Here is a 19,025-nt window from a genome sequence, read left to right on the forward strand (position 1 = left end):
TGCTCGGTCACGCGGTGATCAGCTCCGGATGATGCTTCTTCACCACCGCGGGGTGGGCGCGGACCCAGCCCTTGAGTTCGTTCCAGCCGAACTCGGCGAACAGCGGGTTGGCCGGGTCCGCCGTCACGCCCGCCGCGTCCGACGCGCCGGGGAAGGGAAGCGGAGCGATCCGGGCGTCGAGGCGGGGGTTGTAGAAGAACGGTGCGGAAAAGCGCTCGCGTGCTCCCGGCGGGGAGACGACGCGATGGTTCGTCGCCTTGAGGTAGCCGTTCGTCGCGACCTCCAGCAGCTCGCCGAGGTTCACCACGAACGCACCCGGCAGGTACGGCACGTCGATGAAGCCCTGCCCGTCCGGCGTCTCCACCTGGAGTCCGGGAACCTCGTCCGTCAGCAACAGGGTCAAAAAGCCGTAGTCCTTGTGCACACCCACGCCCTGGTCGTCCCCCTGCGGGGCCCGCCCGGGGTAGCGGACCAGTTTCAGGTGGTTGCGCGGGTGGCCGGAGAAGGCGTCGTCGTAGAAGTCCTCGGGGCCGCCGATGGCCGCGAGCAGCTCGTGCAGCAGCCGGTGGGCGACCGCGCTGAGCCGGGCCATCCACTCCAGCGAGACCTCCCGCAGCACGGGCAGGGCCTCGGGCCACTGGTTCGGCCCCTCGAGCCACCAGTAGGGCGGCTCGCCCGGGGCGGGCACGTGCGGGGGAAGCTCGTTGCTGATGTCGAGTTGGTCGCGCCAGTCGCGGCGGCCCTGGGTGTGCTCGTTGCCGATCCGCGTGTAGCCCCGGAAGTGGGGCGAGTTGAGGTTGTCGAGCGCGTGCCGGTCGGCTTCGGGCAGGGCGAAGAAGTCACGGGCGGTACCGAGCAGCCGGTCCTGTTCGGCGCGTGTGATGCCGTGACCGACCAACTGGAAGAAGCCGACGTCGCGGGCGGCCCGGTGGAGCGCGTCACGGTCGGGGGCGGAGAGGTCGATCACCGGGAGGGAGGGGAGCTGGGACATGGATGGAGTTCCTTGCGGGTGGTTCGTGTACGAGGAGGTGGGGAGCGGGGAGCGGTTGTCCGGCGCGCCGGGTCCGGCGCCCTGCCCCACCGGACGGGTGCGGGCCTGGGGTCGTCTCGGAGTGCCGCTCAGTGGCCTGGCGTCGAAGCGCCGAGGCGCTCGGCCAGCTGTCTGATCTCGGCGGGGCCGACCCGGCAACAGCCGCCGACGAGCGCCGCGCCGGCGGCGAGCCAGGACGGTGCCAGGTCAGCGATCTCGTCCTGGGCGCCCAGCCAGCGGCGGGTCTCCGGGTCCCAGACGCCGCCGCCGTTCGGATAGACGACACCGGGGAGTGCGGTGTTCAGGGCCAGCGCGGCGGCCGTGTCGGCGGCGGGGGCGCAGTTCACCCCCGTGGCGACGACGGCGTCGCTGCCACGGGCCAGCGCGAAGGCCTCGGTCAGCGGCTGGCCCGCGCTGGTGGTCGTCCCCCGGATGCTGTACGAGAGCCAGGCCGGGATGCCCAGGCCGTCCAGGGCGATCAGCACGGCCTCGGCCTCGCGCAGGTCGGGAATGGTCTCGACGGCGAAGACGTCGGGGGCCGCCTCGGCCAGTGCCTCCAGCCGGGGGCGGTGGAAACGGGTCAGTTCGGCCACGGTGAGGCCGTAGTCGCCCCGGTATTCCGAACCGTCGGCCAGCATCGCGCCGTACGGGCCCACGGATGCCGCGACCCAGCCCTTCCCCGGGGTGGCCTCGGCGGCCTCGCGGGCCAGGGACACGCTGCGTCGCAGCAGTGCCGTGGTCTCGGAGCGGGAGATGCCCAGTCGGGCGAAACCGTCGTACGTGGCCTGGTAGCCGGCCGTGATGGCGACCTGCGCGCCCGCCGCGAAGTAGGCGCGGTGGACGGCCCTGATCGCGTCGGGGTCGTCGCGCAGCAGACGGGCCGACCAGAGGGCGCCGCTCAGGTCGTGGCCCTGGGCCTCCAGCTCGTTGGACATGCCGCCGTCCAGGACGAGGGGGCCGGCGGTGAGGGCGTCGCGGAAGGTCGTCACAGCACTCTCGTCACGAAGTCGCGGGTTCGGGGGTGGTCGGGGGCGGTCAGGATGCGGGCGGGTGGTCCGGACTCCAGGACGCGGCCGTCGTCGAAGAAGACGACCTCGTCGGCGACCTCGCGGGCGAAGCCCAGTTCGTGGGTGACGACGAGCATCGTCATGCCGTCGGCGGCGAGGCCGCGCATGACGTCCAGCACCTCGCCGACCAGTTCCGGGTCGAGTGCCGAGGTCGGCTCGTCGAACAGCATGAGCTTCGGTCGCATGGCCAACGCGCGGGCGATGGCGACCCGTTGCTGCTGCCCGCCGGACAGCTGGGCGGGGTAGGCGTCGCGCCGGTCGGCCAGACCGACCCGTTCGAGGAGTTCCAGCGCGTCGGCGTGGGCCTCGGCGCGGGGGCGGCCCGCGCCGACCGGCCCCTCGACGACGTTGGCGAGTGCCGTCAGGTGCGGGAACAGGTGGAAGCGCTGGAAGACCATGCCGATGGTGCGACGCTGCCGGGCCAGGTCACGGCTGCGCAGTTCGCGCAGCCCGTCCCGGTACGGCTCGTACCCGATCGGTGCGCCGTCGACCAGGATCCGGCCGCCGTCGGGCCGTTCCAGACGGTTCACGCAGCGCAGGAAGGTGGACTTCCCCGACCCGGAGGGGCCGATCACACAGGTGACCGTCCCACGCGGTACGCGGAGGTCGACGCCGCGCAGCACCTCCCGCCCGGCGAAGGACTTGCGGACACCGGTGGCCTCGATCATCATCGGCTGCTGCCCTTCGCGAAGTGACGTTCGAGGTAGTGCTGGCCGACGTTCAGGAGGGTCGTGACGGCCAGGTACCAGATGCTGGCGACGAGCAGCAGCGGGATCGTCTGGTAGGTGCGGGCGTACACGATCTGCACGGAGTACAGGAGCTCCGCGTAGGCCAGCACACTGACCAGGGACGTCGTCTTGAGCATGGAGATGGTCTCGTTGCCGACCGGCGGGATGATCACCCGCATCGCCTGGGGCAGGACGATCCGGCGCAGGGTCCTGGCCCGGGACAGGCCGAGCGCGTCCGCCGCCTCGGTCTGCCCGGGGTCGACCGAGACGATCCCGGCCCGGATGATCTCGGCGAGATAGGCGGCCTCGTTGAGGCCGAGGCCGAGCAGGGCCGCGGTGAAGGTCGTGATGACGGAGTTCGCGGGGACGTCGCCGATCGCCGGCAGGAGGGGGAGGTGCAGCGACAGCGTCGGGTACAGCGCGGAGATGAAGCCCCAGAACAGCAGCTGCACCAGCAGCGGGGTGCCCCGGAAGAGCCAGATGTACGCCCAGGCGACGGCCCGGGCGACCGTGTTGTCCGACAGTCGCATGAGGGCCAGCGCGACGCCGAGCACGAGCCCGATCGCCATGGCGGCGGCGGTGAGTTCCAGGGTGGTCAGCAGGCCCCGCAGCACGGTCCGGCTGAACAGCCAGGTGCCGACCGTGTCCCAGCCGAAGCGCCGATTGGTGATCAGCGACTGGGCCAGGGACGCGGCCAGGAGCACGACGACGAGGGTCAGGACCCACTGGCCGGGCCTGCGGCGGCGGTAGACCGGCAACTCGGCGGTCATGAGGCCGCGTTGATCTCGAACGTGTCCAGGGCACCGGACTCCAGGCCCCACTTGGCGAGGATCTGCTCGTAACCGCCGCTCGCCTTGAGGTCCTCCAGCGCCGACTTGAGCAGCTCGGTCAGCTCGCTGTTCTTCGGTGCGGCGATGCCGAACGGCGCGTCGCCGTAGGAGTCCCCGGCGACCTCGAGCTTTCCGCCGGACTGCTGGGCGGCATAGGCGGCGACCGGCGAGTCGGCCAGGGCGGCGTCGGCGCGGCCGCTGGTGACGGCGAGGTTCACGCCGGTGCCGTCGGGGAAGGTGCTGGCCTTGATCGGGGTCTTGCAGGTCTTGGCGCGGGCCGGCAGGTCCACGAGCGCCTGCGTGGACCCCTTCGCCACGGCGACGGTACGGCCGCACAGCGAGTCGCCGCCGGGCTTGAGCGCCTGGGGATTGCCGGCCGGGACCAGCAGGGAGGTGCCCGCGTCGAAATAGGTGACGAAGTCGACGACCTTCTCCCGCTCGGCGGTGTCCGTGAAGGAGGAGACGCCGAGCTGGTACTTGCCCGACTGGAGGCCGGGCAGGATCGAGTCGAAGGGCACGTTCACGAGGGTGACCTTGACGCCGAGGACGGTGCCGAGGGCCTTGTCGAGGTCGGCCTCGGCGCCGATGACCGTCTTGTTGTCGGAGGCGAAGAAGTCCATCGGCGGGTAGCTGACGTCGCTGGCGACCGTGATGCCGCTCGCCTTCAAGGCGGCCGGGACCTTGGCGGCGAGCGCGGCGTTCTTCGCGATCGAGGTGGCGCCGGCGGAGGCGCTGGACGACGTGCCGGAGGAGGCGCCGGTCGGCTGGGAGGGATCGGCGCAGCCCGCCAGAAGCAGTGCCGCGGAACCGAGGAGTACTAGCGGGCGCAGAGCGGACAAGGCGAACTCCTGATGAGCCTGAAGTGCGAGGGATGGCTGGAGACTATCCCTGGATGCGTAATAGGCAAGTCCAGTTGCGCATCATGCACGGACCCTGCAATGAACCTGCAATGTCCCCGCAACGAAGGCGCGAAGCGACCCCTCGGCGTGGCGCTATGCTCGGCCCGCGATGACCACCGACAGCAGCCTCAAACGCGGCCTGGCCGTGCTCCGACTCTTCGCCCAGCACCCGTCGCAGGACCCGCGCGGCCACACCGCCGCCGAGGTCGCCGCGCTGCTCGGCCGTGAACGCAGTCAGGTCTCCCGCATCCTGCGGAGCCTCGAGACGGCCCGGTTCCTGCGCCGTGATCCCGCGTCGCTGCGCTACTCCGTCGCATGGGAGCTGTACGCGCGTGCCCAGCAGATCACCGAGGCACGGCTGCGCCGGGACGGCCGTACCGCGCTGGAGGGCGTCGCCGCCGACACGGGGGAGTGCGCCTATCTGGGCGTCCTGCGGGGCGCCAGTTCGGTGACGATCCTCGAGTCGATGCCGTCGGCGCTGTCCTCGTTCGTTTCCTGGGTGGGCCGCGCCTATCCCGCCTATTGCAGCGACGCCGGACAGGCCCTGCTCTTCGACGCGGACGACACCGAGGTCGCGGCCGTCCTCGCCCGCACCTCCTTCGTCCGCCACGGCCCCCATACGCCGACCGGCCTGGACGACTTCCTGGCCCGGCTGGACGCGGCCCGCAAGCGCGGCTACTCGATCGTCGACCAGGAGGCCGAACCCGGCCTGTACTCGCTCGCCGCTCCGGTCAGGGACTTCCGCGGGGAGATCGTCGCCGCGGTGCAGGTCGTCGGCCCCCGCCGCCGTCTGGAGCCGGCGACGGCGGCCTGTGCGGACTCGGTGGTCCGCTGGAGCGACTGGCTGACGGCCGCACTGCGCTCGACGGAGGAGGAGACGGGGCAGGGCTGAGCGTCCGTGGTCGGACGAGGTGCCGGCGAGGGTCAGCCCAGAAGGGAGGCCAGCCGTGCCGCCGCGTCCCCGATCGCCGCGATGATCTCGTCCCGGTCGTCCCTGGCCGCCGCATGCGGTACGACCGCGCTGACCGCCGCCACGACGTCCCCGTGCGGATCCCGCACCGGCGCGGCGACCTCCAGCACGTCCTCGTCGTACTCGCCCTCGCACACCGCCACCCCGCGCCCGGCGTCCGCGGCGACCCGTTCCAGCAGATCGTCCACCGTCCGCGGCGCGTAGGGGCCGCCCGCCCCGATGAAGTCCTCGCCGCCGAGGAGGTGTGCGACCTCCTCCCGCGCGTGGTCGAAGAGCAGCGCCCGCCCCGCCCCCGTGCACCAGACCGGGGTCAGCCGCCCCGCCCGCGCCCAGGAGAACTCGGCCCAGGCCGCCAGCTCGGCCCGCACCGAGAGCACCATCGCTCCGCAGAGCACGTCCACGTACGCACACGCCCCGAACCGGACCACCAACCCCCGCAGCAGCGCCCGGCTTTCCACCCCCCAGGGACCGGCCTGCGCCGCGACGGCCAGCAGCTTCGCCCCGGCGCGGAACTCGTGCCCGTCCCGGGCGAGTGTCCCGGTGTCGACCAGATCCCGCAGCAGCCGCGACGCCTGCCCCTTGTCCAGCCCGCTCTCCTCCGCCAGCCGGACCACACCGGGTCCCCCTCGGCTGTCGAGCTCCCCGCGGACCACCCGCTCCACCAGCCCGAGCCCTCGAGGCAGTGCACCCGTCGCCACGTCCATGCGCCGGATGCTACAGAGTCCGGAGGAGACCGTCGGCGCCAGGACCGGGGCGATCGCCCCCACAGTCCGCGCACCCGGTGCTCAACTGCCCCGCACATCAGGTTCGTTGACAGTGGTCGAACCACGTGCTTCCATCCCGTCATGCTTCCGCAGGAACCGCTGACCCGTCGCCGCGCCGTGGACCTCGTCCGCGTGGCCGCCGCGCTGTGTCGGTTCCCCGGCTGATCGACCTTCTCCCGCTTCCCTGCCTCAACGTCCGTGTCGCGCCAGCGCCGTGGGTCTCCGACATCCTGCGAGGCCCCCCGATGCGCGTCGGCTGGTGCGCTCTGCCCGAGCACTCTCCCTCCCTCCACCCGACGGGACTGCCATGTCTGCTGCCGGCTCCGCCGCCCACCACGAGATCGCCTACGACCGCCGCAGGCTGCGCCAGTGGCTCGCCGGGGAGGCCAGAGCGGACGGGGTCACCCGGCGCCGGCTGCTGACCCTGCTGGCCGCGAAGGCCACCGCCACCGCGCTCCCGGTGAGGAATCCGGCTGTCGCCGCCGGCTCGCCGATCGTCAAGCCGTTGCCGCCCGAGTGGTTCATCCCCCGCGGGACCAACGCCGAGACCCGCTGGGAGGCGTTGCGCGGAACAGGCCATCACACCCCCAACGCCCTGTTCTTCGTCCGCAACCACACCGCGACGCCCGTCCTGGACGCCGCCGACTGGCGGCTGAGGCTGTGGGGTGACGGGCTGCGCGGCACACCCGCCGAGGACAAGCCGGTGGAGTTCGGGTACGACGATCTGCGCGCCCTGCCCGCCGTCACGCGCACCGCGTTCGTCGAGTGCGCCGGAAACGGACGCAGCTTCTACACGACCCAGCAGAACGAGACGGTCACCGGCACCGCCTGGACGCTGGGCGCGGTGGGGGTCGCGCGCTGGCGCGGGGTGCGCCTGGCCGACGTACTGCGCAGGGCCGGGCTGTCCCCGTACGCCGTGGACGTGCAGCCCCGTGGCCTGGACGCCGAGTACGTCAGCGGCGGCGAGAGCCTCGGCCGGGTGCGCCGCCCGCTGCCCGTGGCCAAGGCTCTGGACGACGTGCTGCTCGCCTACGAGATGAACGGCGAGCCGCTTCCGTACGACCACGGCTACCCGGTGCGGGTGCTCGTGCCCTCCTGGGTGGGGATCGCCTCGATCAAATGGGTCGGCGACATCGAGGTCTCCGCGCAACCGCTGTACTCGCCGTGGAACACCACCTTCTACCGGCTGTTCGGCTCCGCCTACCCCGCGCAGGGCAGTGCGCCGCTGACCCGGCAGACGATCAAGAGCGCCTTCGAGCTGGCGAGTGGTGCGACGTTCCCGGTGGGGGAGAGCCAGGTGCTGCACGGCCGGTCCTGGTCGGGCGCGGGCGCCGTCGCGCGGGTCGACGTCAGCACCGACGGCGGGACGAACTGGCGGCGGGCCCGACTTCACGACCGACCGCGTTCCGGAACCTGGACCCGCTGGTCCGTCCCGTGGACGCCTGGCACGCCCGGACCGACGCACTTGCTGGCCCGCGCCACCGACACGGCGGGCCGCCACCAGCCGGACGCCGCGGTGCCCAACACGCAGGGCTATCTCTTCGACGCGGTGGTGCGCCACCCGGTCACCGTGCTGTGACCCACGCCGTCGCCGCTTGGCGCACGGCGGCATCGGCCGTGAGCACGGGCCACTGCCCCAGGTCCCGGACGTCGTCCACATCTGCGAGCTACTGGATGCTCCAGCGGTGCGGATGCTCGGGATCGTCGGGGCAGGCGAAGACGTTGAGCTCACCCCAGCGGCCCACCGTGACCTCCGTCGGGGTGGCACACCCGTACGTGGGCCGGTTCTGGTCCTCCAGCGGCCTCCAGCTTCCGCTGCCGCCGTCCCACTCCGAGCTGTCGACGGTCAGCAGCAGGCGCATCGGTGCCCTACATGTCAGGCAGTCCATGGGATACGGGTCGGTCGCGTGCCAGGACGCGAAGCCGCCCACGCGCCAGCCGGGCGGAATGGACAGGTCGTACTGGTAGCCGATCGGCTCTGTCGTGTCCCCGTCCTCCGACTCCTCGGCCTCCTCCTCGAGCGCTTCCTCCCAGGCGTCGATCCGGGCGCACAACTCCTCGGGCAGCAGGCCGGCGAACGGGTAGGTGACCACCTGCTCCGGATGCAGCACACAGGGCTCGGGCAGGAAGCCGTCGCCCCCGACGACCGGCGGCAGGGGTGGCGTCGTCAGGGCCTCACCGACCTCCCACGACCGCCGCCAGCGCAGGTGCAGCCGCAGGCCGTACCGGCTCGGGCCGTGCGCGGCGAAGGGACACCAGAACACTTGAAGCAGATCGCAGTCGCCCGGCCCCGCCGGCAGGTCGGGCACATCCCGCCGGTACAGCTGCGCGAGGCCGATCATCGGCAGCGGGTCGGTCTCGGATGCGCCGGGGATCCGGTGTTCCCGGTGCAACTCGCCCAGCAGCTCCCGTTCCTCGTCCGTCGGGCCGGGAGCCTGCTCGCGGGCCCACGCGGAAGCCAGAACCTGCCGATAGCGGTGGATGTCGGCCGGTCGTCGACCGCGTCCACGGCCGTGGGCCTCGCCGCACACCGGCCACGGCTCGTCCGCCGGCCACAGCATGGGACCGCCCACGGAGCTCGCCGACACGTCCGGTCTGCCCGGCCGGGGATGGAGCCGCGTTGTCGTCCCCCGAAACGCGGCCAGTTCAGGAAAGAGCGCCTCGACAACGAGCGGGCGCGGGGGCGTGGTCCTCGTCATGGACGCGACCTTAGACGGGCGTTGCCGGAACCCGTCCTCAAGGGCTGTGCATGCGCGGGCCTTCTGTCCAGAACGGGAAATTCTCGCCGAAACCGCCATCCCATACCGGGGGTCGCCCGTATGTCCTAGTGAACCGGCGAGATGAAGGGAAAGACCATGTCCCTGTTCAGTCACCTGGCCCCCGCCAAGAGGCACTCCAAGGGCAGGAAGTCCACGACCACCATGAAGGGGAAGACGTCCCACCACCACCGCAAAAACCACCGTCGCACCTCCAGCACCGGCACGCACAAGTGACGCCGGCGTCCCTCGGCGGCCGGTGGGTGTGAGCTCCCGGTCGTCGTAGGACACCCTGGTGAGTCGCGGTTTCCGTGAAACTCCGCCGTCGCAGTGCCCGCAGTGCCCGCAGCGCCCGCAGCGCCGCCCCGTTCGCGGCGCTGCGGCGGTCGCTGACGGTCGCCGAGCCGGAGGGGGAGCAACTGGTCGCCGCCGCGCCGGCACTGCCGGTGCGGCAGGTCTTCCGGCGGTTCTGGCCGTACACGCGCGGCGGCCGGAGGTGGCTGCTGCCCCTCGTCGCCTTCTGTGTCGTGGGCCCCGCCATCGACGCGGCCGAGATCTGGCTGTTCAAGGTGGTGGTGGACGAGGTCCTCGTCCAGCGCGATCTCGGCCCGTTCCTGCCGATCGCCCTGGCGTACGTCGGGCTCGGCGTCGCTTCGGGTCTCGTGTCGTTCGCCGACGACGTGACCTCCGTCTGGGTCGGCGAGCGCTTCCTGCTCGCCCTCAGGGCGGACGTCTTCCGGCACATGCAGAGCCTCTCCCTCGGCTTCTTCGAACGACGCAGGCTGGGCGACGTTCTGGCCCGGGTCACCGGCGACGTCGACGCAGTCGAGACGTTCCTGCTGTCGGGCGTGGCCCAGGCCCTGTGGTACGTGATGCGGCTGGGTATCTTCCTGGGCATGCTCTTCTACCTGAGCTGGGACCTGACGCTGTTCGCCCTCGTGATCGTGCCCCTGTTCTGGTGCGCGGCCCGCTACTTCTCCCGGCTGGTGAAGGCCGCCTCCCGGGAACGCCGCCGGCGCAGCGGTTCGGTCAGCGCCGTCGCCGAGGAGGTCCTGGGCAACATCGCGCTCGTACAGGCGTACAACCGCCAGGAGTGGGAGCAGAGCAGGTTCCAACGCGAGATCCTCGGGCGGTACCACGCCACCATGGCCTCGACCAGGATCCGTGCCGTCTTCGGGCCGCTCGTCGACCTCGTCGAGCTGAGCGGGGCACTGCTGGTGATGGGCCTGGGCACCTGGCAGCTGGCCAGTGGCCGTCTCACCCTGGGCGAACTTCTGGTCTTCCTGGCCCTGATCGGCAAGCTCTACGGCCCGATCCGGGGCATGTCCCACCTGACCAGCACCTTCTACGCGGCCTCCGCCGCCGCGGAGCGCATAGTCGAACTGCTCGACCAGCGTCCGTCGGTGCGTGAGGTCCCCCGACCCGCCCTCCTCGGGCGCGCTCGCGGGCAGGTGGAGTTCGACGCCGTCGGCTTCACCTATCCGGAGACCGACCGGCCCGCGCTGAGCGACGTGTCGTTGTGCGTGGAGCCCGGACAGACCCTGGCGCTGGTCGGGGCCAGTGGCGCGGGGAAGTCCACCGTCGCCAAACTCCTGCTGCGCTTCCACGACCCCGACCACGGCGCCGTCCGGCTGGACGGAGCGGACCTGAGGACCCTGCGGCTGGCCGACGTCCGCGACAGCGTGGCCGTGGTGCTCCAGGAGACACTCGTCCTGCACGGCACCGTCCGCGAGAACATCCTCTACGGCCGTCCGGACGCCGACGAGCGGGAGGTCGTCGAGGCGGCCCGCGCCGCGGACGCGCACGACTTCGTCACCGCTCTGCCCGAGGGGTACGACACCGTCGTGGGCCAGCGCGGCAGGCTGCTGTCCGGAGGCCAGCGCCAGCGCCTCGCGATCGCCCGGGCCATGATCCGCGACGCGCCCGTCCTCGTTCTGGACGAGCCGACCACCGGCCTGGACGCCGCATCGGGCCGACGTGTCATGGAGCCGCTGCGCCGGCTCATGGCCGGACGCACCACGATCGTCATCTCCCACAACCTGCTCACCGTCCGCGACGCCACCCGCATCCTGATGCTGGACCACGGCCGGATCGTCGAGCAGGGGACCCATCATGACCTGCTGCGGAGCGGCAAGGCCTACGCCCGGCTGTACCGGCTGCACGCTCCCGCGGACCCGGCCACCAGGGTCTTCACCCCGTCCACGACCAAGGCATTCCCATGAGCCGTCCGCACCTCGCCACGCCACCGGCGGTCTCCCGGCACCGGACCGCCCCGCCGCCCGCGCCCCTGCCCCCGGGGGCGAGACCGGTCCCCGGCTACGAGATCCTGGCCCCTCTGACCAGGACCGGCTGGCTCGACGTGTACGACGCCTGGAGCGATGAGCGGGACTGCCGCTGCCTGCTGAAGACACTGCGCGCGGACCGCCGGCACGAACCGCGGCTGCGTGAACGGCTCCTGCGTGAGGGCCGCTGGCTCCAGGCGTTCAGCCACCCGCATCTGGTCCGCGCGTACGAGACCGTGGAGACGCCCGAGCCCTTCGTCGTCCTGGAGACTCTGACCGGCGAGACCGTCTCCCACCTCATCGGCCGCCTGCGGCGCCGGCTCGCCGCCCATGACGTGGCCTTCCTGGGCCTGCACCTGTGCTCCGCTCTGCACTACCTGCACGGCCGGGACCTGCTGCACCTGGACGTGAAGCCCTCGAACGTGATCATCGACTGCCGGCGCGCCAAGCTCCTGGACCTCAGCGTCGCCCGCCCGCCGGGGCCCGCGCCCGCCGGCATCGGCACCCCCTGTTATCTCGCCCCCGAGCAGGCACGGGGAGCCGGACTGTCCGCCGCCGCGGATGTCTGGGGGGTGGGCATCACCCTGTACGAGGTCGCCACCGGTGACCTTCCCTTCCCGGAGATCACCGCCACCACGACGGACGGAGAACCACCCGGTGGCGCCGCCCCGTCCGCGTCCACGAGCCCGGGTGGCACCTACGGCCGACGGCGCCGCTACCCGCAGCTGGAGGGCCGGGCCGCGCCGGTGGGCACCCTGCGCCGGCTGCCGGGGGCGCTCGCCACCGCTGTCGACGCCTGCCTGGAACCGGACCCCACCGCCCGGCCGGACATCGGTTCCCTCGCCGCGGCGTTCGACGCGCTGCTGCCCTCCCACCGCAGGGACGTGGAACCCGAGGCATCCGGGTCGGGCCTCGCACAATCTTTCGGCGAGGATATTACGTATGAGAGATATGCACCATATGGGGCTTTCTCTGGAGTGGATGCCCGATGACGCGCTGCTGGCGGGGCTGACGACCGACGACCCCGAGTTCGCGGTGGCGTTCGTCCGCCGGTTCCAGCACAAGGTCTACGGGGTGGCCATGACGGTCACCGGCGACGCCCAGCTCGCCGAGGACGTGGCCCAACAGACCTTCGAACAGGCCTGGCGCCACGCCCAGGTCTACGATTCACGCCGCGGATCGGTCCGTACCTGGGTGACGGCCATCGCCCACAACCTGGCGATCGACGCCGTACGCTCCCGTCGGGCCGTCCCCGTCGACCCCAGCCGGATGGCGCCCCTGCTGGAAGCGACCACCGACACCCCCGAGCGACTGGCGGTGGCCGACGAGGACTCGGCCGAGTTGCGGCGGGCGATCGCCGAGCTGCCGGCGGGACAGGCCCGCGCCATCGTCATGGCCGGCGTCTACGGAATGACCGCGCAGCAGGTGGCTGACCTGGAACAGGTCCCCCTCGGCACCGCCAAGACCCGTATCAGAACGGCGCTGGCCAAGCTGCGCAAGGCGCTCACGCACCGGCAGGACACGCCGTCATGACCGGCGACGACACGGTCGCGTGCCAACGGCTGCAAGACGTCGCCGCCGAACTGGCGCTGGGAGTCCTGCCCGCCCAGGAGCGCGCCGCCGCCCTGGCCCATCTTCAGCACTGCCCCGCCTGCCGGGAGAACGTCCGCGAACTGGCCCGCATGGCCGACGAACTGATCCACCTGATTCCCGGACGCGAGCCACCGGTGGGGTTCGAAACCCGTGTGCTCGAGCGCATCGGCGTACCGCCCCGACCCCGCCGCCGGACGCTGCGCCAACGGTTCGCCCTCGGCCTCGCGGCCTGCGCGGCGGCCGCGTCGCTGGCCGTGGGCGGATGGGCGGTCGGCGTCACCTCCGTGTCCGCACCGTCCGCCACCGGCCCCGACCGGCTCGTCAGCGCCGATCTCACCTCTCACAGCCGGGACGTCGGACGGGTCGTCGCCCACACGAGCCGGCCGCAGTGGATCTACATGTCGGTGGATGCCGACGACCTGCCCGCACGCGCCCGGACGGCCTTCCATGGCACCCTCACCTGCCAGATCGAACGGGCGGACGGCTCCACCACCACCCTCGGCACCTTCTCCCCGGCGGCCGGCTACGCCCAGTGGGGCGCCCCTTACCCCACCGGCACGGCGCCGGTCACCCAGGTGCACCTGCTCGCGGCCGACCACACGGTGGTGGCCAGCGCCACCCTGCGCCCGTCCGGCTGAGCCGCGCCGCCCGGGAGCGCGTTCAAGCGGCACCGACCGCCGCCGTTCCGACACTCCCGCCGGTGCGGTCAGCTGTTGCCCATGCCCTTGCGGACGGCGTCCTTGGTGCGGTCCGTGTCGGTACGACCCTTCGCGTGCCGTCCGGCGGTCGTTCAGGGAGGCGTCATCCCGCTCGCCGGTGGTCACGGGCGTCGTCGTCGGCCTGCCCGCCAGCCCCGAGTGAGCCGGTGGGGCGCAGTGGCTCCTCGGCCTCCAGGCGCGGCAATTCGCGTCGGGACCGGCGCAGGACGAGCGGTGGCAGGGCGGCGCGTGTGATCTGGGCGAGGCGGAGCCAGGCGGGAGCGTAGACGGCGGTGCGCCGGTGTTCGACGGCGTGCACGAGTCGCAGCGCGACGGTCCGGGCGGGGTGGACACGCCGGGCGGGCAGGGGCATGTTGCCGCGCAGTTCGCGCAGGACGGCGTGCCGGTCCGCGTCGCGGATCATGTCGGTGTCGGTCCAGTTGAGGTAGGCGATGCCGACGGCCACGCCGTGATGGGCCACCTCGGCCCGCAGCGCGTGGGCGAATGCCTCCGCACCGGCCTTGGACGCGCAGTAGGCGCTCATCATCGGGGCGGCGCCGATCGCCGCGAGGGAGGCGACCTGGAGGTAGTAGCCGGCTGTCTGCATGAGGTCGGGAAGGAAGGTGTGGGCTGTCAGGGCGCTGCCGGTGAGGTTGACGTCGATGACGCGCCGCCAGTCGTCCATGTCGGTGAGGGCGAAGGGGCCGCCCTGGGCGACGCCCGCGTTGGCCACGACGGCGGAAGGGGGGCCGAGGCGCTCGCGGACCTGGGCGGCCGCCCGGGCGAGGGCCGCCTCGTCGGTGATGTCCGCCTCGACGGCGAGCGTCTCGGTGGGCAGGGCGGCGGCCACTGCTTGCAAGGTCGCTCCCTCGTGGCCGATCAGCGCCAGGCGGGCGCCACGTCGGGCCAGTTCGTGGGCCTGCGCCGCGCCCAGCCCGCGTGCGGCGCCGGTGACGACCACGGTGCGGTCTCTCAGCGGACTGTCGCCCATGATCTGCTCCCTTCGGCTGCTGAGTCCTGCGCGGTCAGTCGGCTGGTGCGTGCCGTGCCCCGGTGCGGTCACGGTGGGCGAGGAGGCGCTGCAGGCGGCTTCGGCCCGGTGGGCGGTGGCGGCGCAGGGCGGCCCGCGCGGCATTGGCGCCCGGAGCGCCGTGCACGCCGCCGCCCGGGTGGGCGCCGGCGGATGCCAGGAAGAGTCCGCGCACGGGGGTCTCGGGGCGTCCGGTGCCGGGCACGGGACGGAAGAAGAGCTGCTGATGGAGGGCGGTGGTGCCGCCGTTGATCGCGCCGCCGTGCAGATTGCGGTCGAGGGACTGCAGGGTGGGTGGGGCAAGGATGCGCCGGGCGCGGATCAGGGGCCGGAAACCGGGTGCGAATCGCTCGACCTGGCGTTCGACCCGGTCGGCCATCAGCTCCTGCTCCTTGGTGTTCCAGGCGCCGGTCAGCTCCTCGCCGCCGGCGTCCGAGGCGATGGTGTGCGGCACGTGGGTGTACGCCCAGGCCGACTCCGTTCCCCGGGGTGAGCGTGTGGGGTCGGCGGTGGTCATCTGGCCGAAGAGCGCGAACGGGCGGTCGGGAACCGTGTGCGTCGCGATCTGGGCCGCGAAGCGGGTCAGCTCGTCCAGGCCGTCGGCCAGATGGACGGTGCCCGCCCGGCGCGCCGCCTCCGCCTCCCAGGGCACGGGGCCGTCGAGGGCCCAGTCGACCTTGAAGGTGGCGAAGTCCCACTCGAAACGCCGCAGGTCCGACAGCAACTGGGCCGGCAGGTGCTCCGGGCCGACGAGGTCGCGGTAGAGGGCGGGCACCGACACGTCCGCCAGGACGGCACGGCGTGCGGTGTGCAGTTCGCCGTCGTCGGTGCGTACGCCCACGGCCCTGCCGTCGCGGACGACGACGGTGGCGACGCGCCGTCCGCAGCGCACGACGCCACCGCCTTCCTGCAACCGCCGTACCAGGGCACCGGTCAGGGCGCCGGCACCGCCGACCGGCACGGGGAAGCCGTACGTCTGTCCGAGCATGGACATCAGCCAGCCGAAGCCGCCGCTGCCCGCGGCCTCGGGCGCCAGATCTGCGTGCAGGGCGTTGCCCGCCAGCAGGAGCCCGCCGCCCTCGCCGGTGAACTCCTCGAAGCCCATCCGGCGCACCGGCAGGACCAGGGTGCGCGCCAGGCGCAGCCCGCCCGCCGCCCGCAGCCGGGCCGCGAGCCGCGCCGTGGCCAGCAGCGGGGGGAAAGGGGTGAACAGGGCGTCCAGGATGTCGGGGCCCACGCGCTGCCAGACCTGGTGCAGACGGCGCCAGGCGTCACCGTCGCCCGGTGCGAAGGCGTCGAGGCTGCGGGCGGTGGCGTCGATCCGCCGGTCGAGGACGGCGCACCGGCCGTCGGTCAGCGGATGGGCCAGCACACAGGGCGCGTGGCTCCAGCGCAGACCGTGCGCTTCGAGGCGCAGGCCCCGCAGGACGGGGGAGGCGGCGGCCAGGGGGTAGAAGGAGCTGAAGAGGTCGTTGACGTACCCGGGGAAGACCCCGTCGTCGTGGCGGACCGCGCCGCCGGGTTGCGGTTGTTCCTCGAAGACCTCCACGCTCCAGCCGGCGTCCACCAGCAGGTTGGCCGCCACCAGGCCGTTGGGGCCGGCTCCGATCACCACCGCGTCAGGCACCGGGACCTCCCGGTCCGGGCGCCCCGGCGGTCTCGGACGGTTGTGCGCCCGTCGCGGCCTTCTCCGTTTCCTGCCTGCCTTCCTTCTGCCTGCTTTCGCAGATGCGGGCGAGACGGGCCAGCATGGCGCGGTGCCGCAGTTGGATCACCACTTCCGCGCCCGCGTTGTGCAGCAGCCCGCCGACGCCGTTCAGCGGATGTTCGTCCGCGATGATCAGGCAGCGCTCGCCCCATGGGCGCAGCTCGAACGCGATCCGCGCCGTGCCGAGCGGCCCCGCGTGCGCCTCCAGCTCCAGCTCCGTGGGTTCCTCGACCCGCCGTACGACCGTCTCGTTGCTCAGTCGGACGGGCCCGAGACGGACCTCGTACGAGATCGCCGCGTCCATCTGGGGCCATCGCCCCCGGACCTGCCGCGATGCCGAGGTGCCCACCACCCACTCGGTGTACCGGTCGCCGTCGGAAAGGACGGCCCATACCGTCCGCAGATCGGCCTCGATCAGCCGGTGACGAATCGCCATGATCTCTCCCTTTTTGGCGCAATCCGTCACCAAGTGCCCGCATCGGGGAACGCCAACCGTCCAGCGTGGTGATCAGGTGGGCTGAGGGTGGCCGAAGAGCAGGTCGTAGCCGTACGGGAGCTGGAGCAGGATCTCCTGGAGCAGGTCCTCCCCGACCGCGTCGGCGACCGTGCTGAGGACGGCGCTGACGTCCCAGGCCGCGGTCTGGGAGGTGGCCCCCTCGATCCAGGCCGCCGTGGCCCGCACGAACCGCTCCGGTGGCAGCGGTTCCGCGCTCTGCAGCGGATTGAGAAGGATCAGGGCGAACTCTTCCGGCAGTCGCGCCGCCAGTTGGGCGCGCACCTCGCCGACCAGGTGCGCGCCCAGCAGGGCGAGGACCACGCGGGACGCCCGTTCGGCCTCCTTCAGGCTCTCGTATTCGCCGCGTTCCCTCACGTGGTCGAGGAACGCCTCCCGTCGTAGGGTCACGTCCGCCGCCGCCCTTCTCCTCCGCTGCCGTTCGAACCCGAACCGGTCCGGCTCAGCCGGAGATCTCCCGGCGGCCGGATCCGCCGCCGATGGCGATCTTGCGAGGCTTCGCCCGTTCGGCGATCGGGATGCGCAGGGTGAGCACGCCCGCGTCGTAGTCGGCCTTGATGTGCTCGGTGTCCAGTGTGTCGGCCAGCACGATCTGGCGGGAGAAGGCGCCCAGCGGCCGCTCCGACAGTTCCATCTGCGCATCGTCGGCCTTGGCCACGGGTCGGCGCTCGGCCTTGACGGTCAGCATGTTCCGTTCGACGTCGATGTCGATCGCCTCGGGGCTGACCCCTGGGACGTCGAAGGCCACCACGTACTCGTCGCCCTCACGGTAGGCGTCCATCGGCATGAGGGACGGCCGTGACCAGGTACCCGTGCCCGTGAGTTGCTGAGCCAGGCGGTCGAGCTCGCGGAAGGGGTCGGTGCGCATCAACATCGTCAAACACCTCCAGCAGGTTGGGCAGTCACTGCCAATGCGCTCACAGAACCGTTGTAGCATGTCATCCAATGGATGACAAACATGACGTCGTCCGAATGATGACAGAGTGAGGGACGCTCGCCCGCCTTCTCCCGCCCAACGGGTGCCCGCCCCGCTGCCGCATGGGGCAGGGAGGCACGCGTGGGTGCCTCCCTGCCGGTGACGTCCTCAGCCGCTGCCGGGCTGCTGACGGGCTTCTTCTGCGACCTGTCTGCCGGAGTCGCGGGCCTGGTCGGTCAGTTGGCCGGCCTGTTCACGGGCCTCGTCCCGGGTGGTGCTGGCACCGTCCTTCGCGCTGTCCTTCACCTCCTGCACCGCGCTCTGCGCAGCCTCTTTGGTGCCCTCCTTCAGGTTCTGCGCGGAGTCCAGGGCGGCCTGCTTCACCGGCTCCAGGGCCTCGCCCCCGCGTTGCATGAGGTCGCCGGACTTCTCCTGCTCCAGCTGCGACGTGGGCAGCATCGAGGCAGCCAGCAGGCCGGTGCCGAAAGCGATCAGCCCCGCGGCCAGCGGATTGCCCTGGGCCTGCCGCATCGCCTGTTCCGGGGCCTGCCGTACGGCGTCCCCGGCCTGGCCTGCGGCCTCGCGTGCGGTGCCCATCGCCTGCTGGGTGCCTTCCTGCAGCGACCCGGCCATCGACTGCGCGCCGCTGCCGACGTCGTGGGCGGTCTGAGAGGCGGTTCCCATGACCCGGTCCCTCATGCCCCCGAAGGCGCCGCGCATCCTACGGGTGCGGCGCCGGGCCATGCGTCGCGGGCTGGCCCGGTCCGCGAGCCGGTCCACATCCGCGGCCAGACGGTCCCGGGTGGTATTGATCTCGGCCCTCACCTGGTCGGGTGACGTGCCCATTGCGCATTCTCCTTCAAGGTATCGACGGTCTGCTCCGGCTTCGGCGTCACGGTGCGCATACGGGTGCGCCCCCGCTGGTACAGGACCGCCGCGATCACGGCCCACACGGCGGTCACGATCAGGGCGGCCCAGCCGCCGTCCATCACGTTGGCCAGCCCCAGTACGGCCGCCAGCGAGAGGAACAGCAGCACCATGTAGCCGGCGAACCCGGCGCCGCCGTACATGCCGGCAGCCTTGCCCGCCTTGGTCGCCTCCTGCTTGACCTCGGTCCTGGCGAGTTCCATCTCCTGCCGGAACAGGGTCTGGACGTCCGAGGTCACCGCGGACAGCAGTTCGCCCACCGAACGTTCCCCGGCGTGCGTCTCCGCCGGGTGGGAGGGGACGTAGGACATCC

General features: G+C 72.1%; 21 protein-coding genes. 7 read left to right on the forward strand and 14 right to left on the reverse strand.

What is annotated here, in order from left to right; genetic code table 11:
• Window positions 1-7 precede the first annotated feature (7 nt).
• The 5 genes from OG852_RS44460 to OG852_RS44480 form a co-directional block, all read right to left on the reverse strand.
• Window positions 8-991, reverse strand: coding sequence for an isopenicillin N synthase family dioxygenase (locus OG852_RS44460; protein ID WP_330350862.1), 984 nt, complete (start codon window positions 989-991; stop codon window positions 8-10).
• Window positions 992-1,119: 128 nt separating this feature from the next.
• Complete coding sequence (gene mmuM, locus OG852_RS44465) at window positions 1,120-2,019, reverse strand: homocysteine S-methyltransferase (protein WP_330350863.1); 900 nt, start codon at window positions 2,017-2,019, stop codon at window positions 1,120-1,122.
• The gene (locus tag OG852_RS44470) at window positions 2,016-2,765 is read right to left on the reverse strand and encodes an amino acid ABC transporter ATP-binding protein (RefSeq protein WP_133914451.1); all 750 of its coding nucleotides are present in this window, start codon (window positions 2,763-2,765) and stop codon (window positions 2,016-2,018) included. The genes mmuM and OG852_RS44470 overlap by 4 nt, the downstream gene beginning before the upstream one ends.
• On the reverse strand, window positions 2,765-3,595 hold the full coding sequence (locus tag OG852_RS44475) for an amino acid ABC transporter permease (RefSeq protein WP_330350864.1): 831 nt from the start codon (window positions 3,593-3,595) through the stop codon (window positions 2,765-2,767). Before OG852_RS44475 ends, OG852_RS44470 begins: the two co-directional genes overlap by 1 nt.
• Window positions 3,592-4,494 carry an ABC transporter substrate-binding protein gene (locus OG852_RS44480; RefSeq protein WP_330350865.1) on the reverse strand — a complete coding sequence of 301 codons (903 nt, stop codon included), beginning with the start codon at window positions 4,492-4,494 and terminating at the stop codon, window positions 3,592-3,594. Before OG852_RS44480 ends, OG852_RS44475 begins: the two co-directional genes overlap by 4 nt.
• A 169-nt stretch (window positions 4,495-4,663) precedes the next feature.
• Between OG852_RS44480 and OG852_RS44485 the strand changes: the two genes are divergently transcribed.
• Window positions 4,664-5,446, forward strand: coding sequence for an IclR family transcriptional regulator (locus tag OG852_RS44485; protein WP_133914264.1), 783 nt, complete (start codon window positions 4,664-4,666; stop codon window positions 5,444-5,446).
• A 32-nt stretch (window positions 5,447-5,478) separates the two neighbouring features.
• Here the strand turns inward: OG852_RS44485 and OG852_RS44490 are convergent, their stop codons facing one another.
• On the reverse strand, window positions 5,479-6,228 hold the full coding sequence (locus tag OG852_RS44490) for an IclR family transcriptional regulator domain-containing protein (RefSeq protein WP_133914263.1): 750 nt from the start codon (window positions 6,226-6,228) through the stop codon (window positions 5,479-5,481).
• Window positions 6,229-6,595: 367 nt separating this feature from the next.
• Here OG852_RS44490 and OG852_RS44495 point away from each other — a divergent pair, with 367 nt between their 5' ends.
• On the forward strand, window positions 6,596-7,867 hold the full coding sequence (locus OG852_RS44495; RefSeq protein ID WP_330350866.1) for a sulfite oxidase: 1,272 nt from the start codon (window positions 6,596-6,598) through the stop codon (window positions 7,865-7,867).
• Window positions 7,868-7,955: 88 nt separating this feature from the next.
• On the opposite strand, the gene OG852_RS44500 is transcribed toward OG852_RS44495, so the two are convergent.
• The gene (locus OG852_RS44500) at window positions 7,956-8,987 is read right to left on the reverse strand and encodes a hypothetical protein (protein ID WP_133914261.1); all 1,032 of its coding nucleotides are present in this window, start codon (window positions 8,985-8,987) and stop codon (window positions 7,956-7,958) included.
• A gap of 156 nt (window positions 8,988-9,143) precedes the next feature.
• Here OG852_RS44500 and OG852_RS44505 point away from each other — a divergent pair, with 156 nt between their 5' ends.
• The 5 genes from OG852_RS44505 (at window position 9,144) to OG852_RS44525 (ending at window position 13,557) form a co-directional block, all read left to right on the forward strand.
• A complete protein-coding gene (locus OG852_RS44505; protein WP_166663605.1) occupies window positions 9,144-9,281 on the forward strand; it encodes a hypothetical protein in 138 nt (45 codons plus the stop codon).
• 74 nt (window positions 9,282-9,355) lie between these two features.
• Window positions 9,356-11,266: an ABC transporter ATP-binding protein gene (locus tag OG852_RS44510; protein ID WP_330350867.1), complete on the forward strand. Its 1,911-nt coding sequence runs from the start codon at window positions 9,356-9,358 to the stop codon at window positions 11,264-11,266.
• A complete protein-coding gene (locus OG852_RS44515) occupies window positions 11,263-12,318 on the forward strand; it encodes a serine/threonine-protein kinase (protein ID WP_330350868.1) in 1,056 nt (351 codons plus the stop codon). Before OG852_RS44510 ends, OG852_RS44515 begins: the two co-directional genes overlap by 4 nt.
• Window positions 12,308-12,859 carry an RNA polymerase sigma factor gene (locus OG852_RS44520; RefSeq protein WP_330350869.1) on the forward strand — a complete coding sequence of 184 codons (552 nt, stop codon included), beginning with the start codon at window positions 12,308-12,310 and terminating at the stop codon, window positions 12,857-12,859. The genes OG852_RS44515 and OG852_RS44520 overlap by 11 nt, the downstream gene beginning before the upstream one ends.
• Entirely contained in the window at window positions 12,856-13,557 is a 702-nt protein-coding gene (locus OG852_RS44525; RefSeq protein WP_330350870.1) for a hypothetical protein, read from the forward strand. Before OG852_RS44520 ends, OG852_RS44525 begins: the two co-directional genes overlap by 4 nt.
• A gap of 163 nt (window positions 13,558-13,720) precedes the next feature.
• Here OG852_RS44525 and OG852_RS44530 read toward each other — a convergent pair whose 3' ends face one another.
• The 7 genes from OG852_RS44530 to OG852_RS44560 all read right to left on the reverse strand — a co-directional run bounded on the left by OG852_RS44530 (window position 13,721) and on the right by OG852_RS44560 (window position 19,023).
• Complete coding sequence (locus OG852_RS44530; protein WP_133914258.1) at window positions 13,721-14,608, reverse strand: SDR family oxidoreductase; 888 nt, start codon at window positions 14,606-14,608, stop codon at window positions 13,721-13,723.
• A 34-nt stretch (window positions 14,609-14,642) separates the two neighbouring features.
• Entirely contained in the window at window positions 14,643-16,274 is a 1,632-nt protein-coding gene (locus tag OG852_RS44535; RefSeq protein ID WP_330350871.1) for a phytoene desaturase family protein, read from the reverse strand.
• The gene (locus tag OG852_RS44540; RefSeq protein ID WP_133914256.1) at window positions 16,267-16,791 is read right to left on the reverse strand and encodes an SRPBCC family protein; all 525 of its coding nucleotides are present in this window, start codon (window positions 16,789-16,791) and stop codon (window positions 16,267-16,269) included. The genes OG852_RS44535 and OG852_RS44540 overlap by 8 nt, the downstream gene beginning before the upstream one ends.
• Window positions 16,792-16,863: 72 nt before the next feature.
• Window positions 16,864-17,259: a DUF2267 domain-containing protein gene (locus tag OG852_RS44545; protein ID WP_133914255.1), complete on the reverse strand. Its 396-nt coding sequence runs from the start codon at window positions 17,257-17,259 to the stop codon at window positions 16,864-16,866.
• Between the two features lie 52 nt (window positions 17,260-17,311).
• On the reverse strand, window positions 17,312-17,743 hold the full coding sequence (locus OG852_RS44550) for an Hsp20/alpha crystallin family protein (protein WP_133914254.1): 432 nt from the start codon (window positions 17,741-17,743) through the stop codon (window positions 17,312-17,314).
• A gap of 210 nt (window positions 17,744-17,953) precedes the next feature.
• Window positions 17,954-18,631 (reverse strand): DUF3618 domain-containing protein, encoded by a 678-nt coding sequence (locus OG852_RS44555; protein ID WP_133914253.1) that lies wholly within the window; start codon window positions 18,629-18,631, stop codon window positions 17,954-17,956.
• Window positions 18,607-19,023: a phage holin family protein gene (locus OG852_RS44560; protein ID WP_133914252.1), complete on the reverse strand. Its 417-nt coding sequence runs from the start codon at window positions 19,021-19,023 to the stop codon at window positions 18,607-18,609. The genes OG852_RS44555 and OG852_RS44560 overlap by 25 nt, the downstream gene beginning before the upstream one ends.
• Window positions 19,024-19,025 lie beyond the last annotated feature (2 nt).

This window comes from Streptomyces sp. NBC_00582, from assembly GCF_036345155.1.
GTDB lineage: Bacteria > Actinomycetota > Actinomycetes > Streptomycetales > Streptomycetaceae > Streptomyces.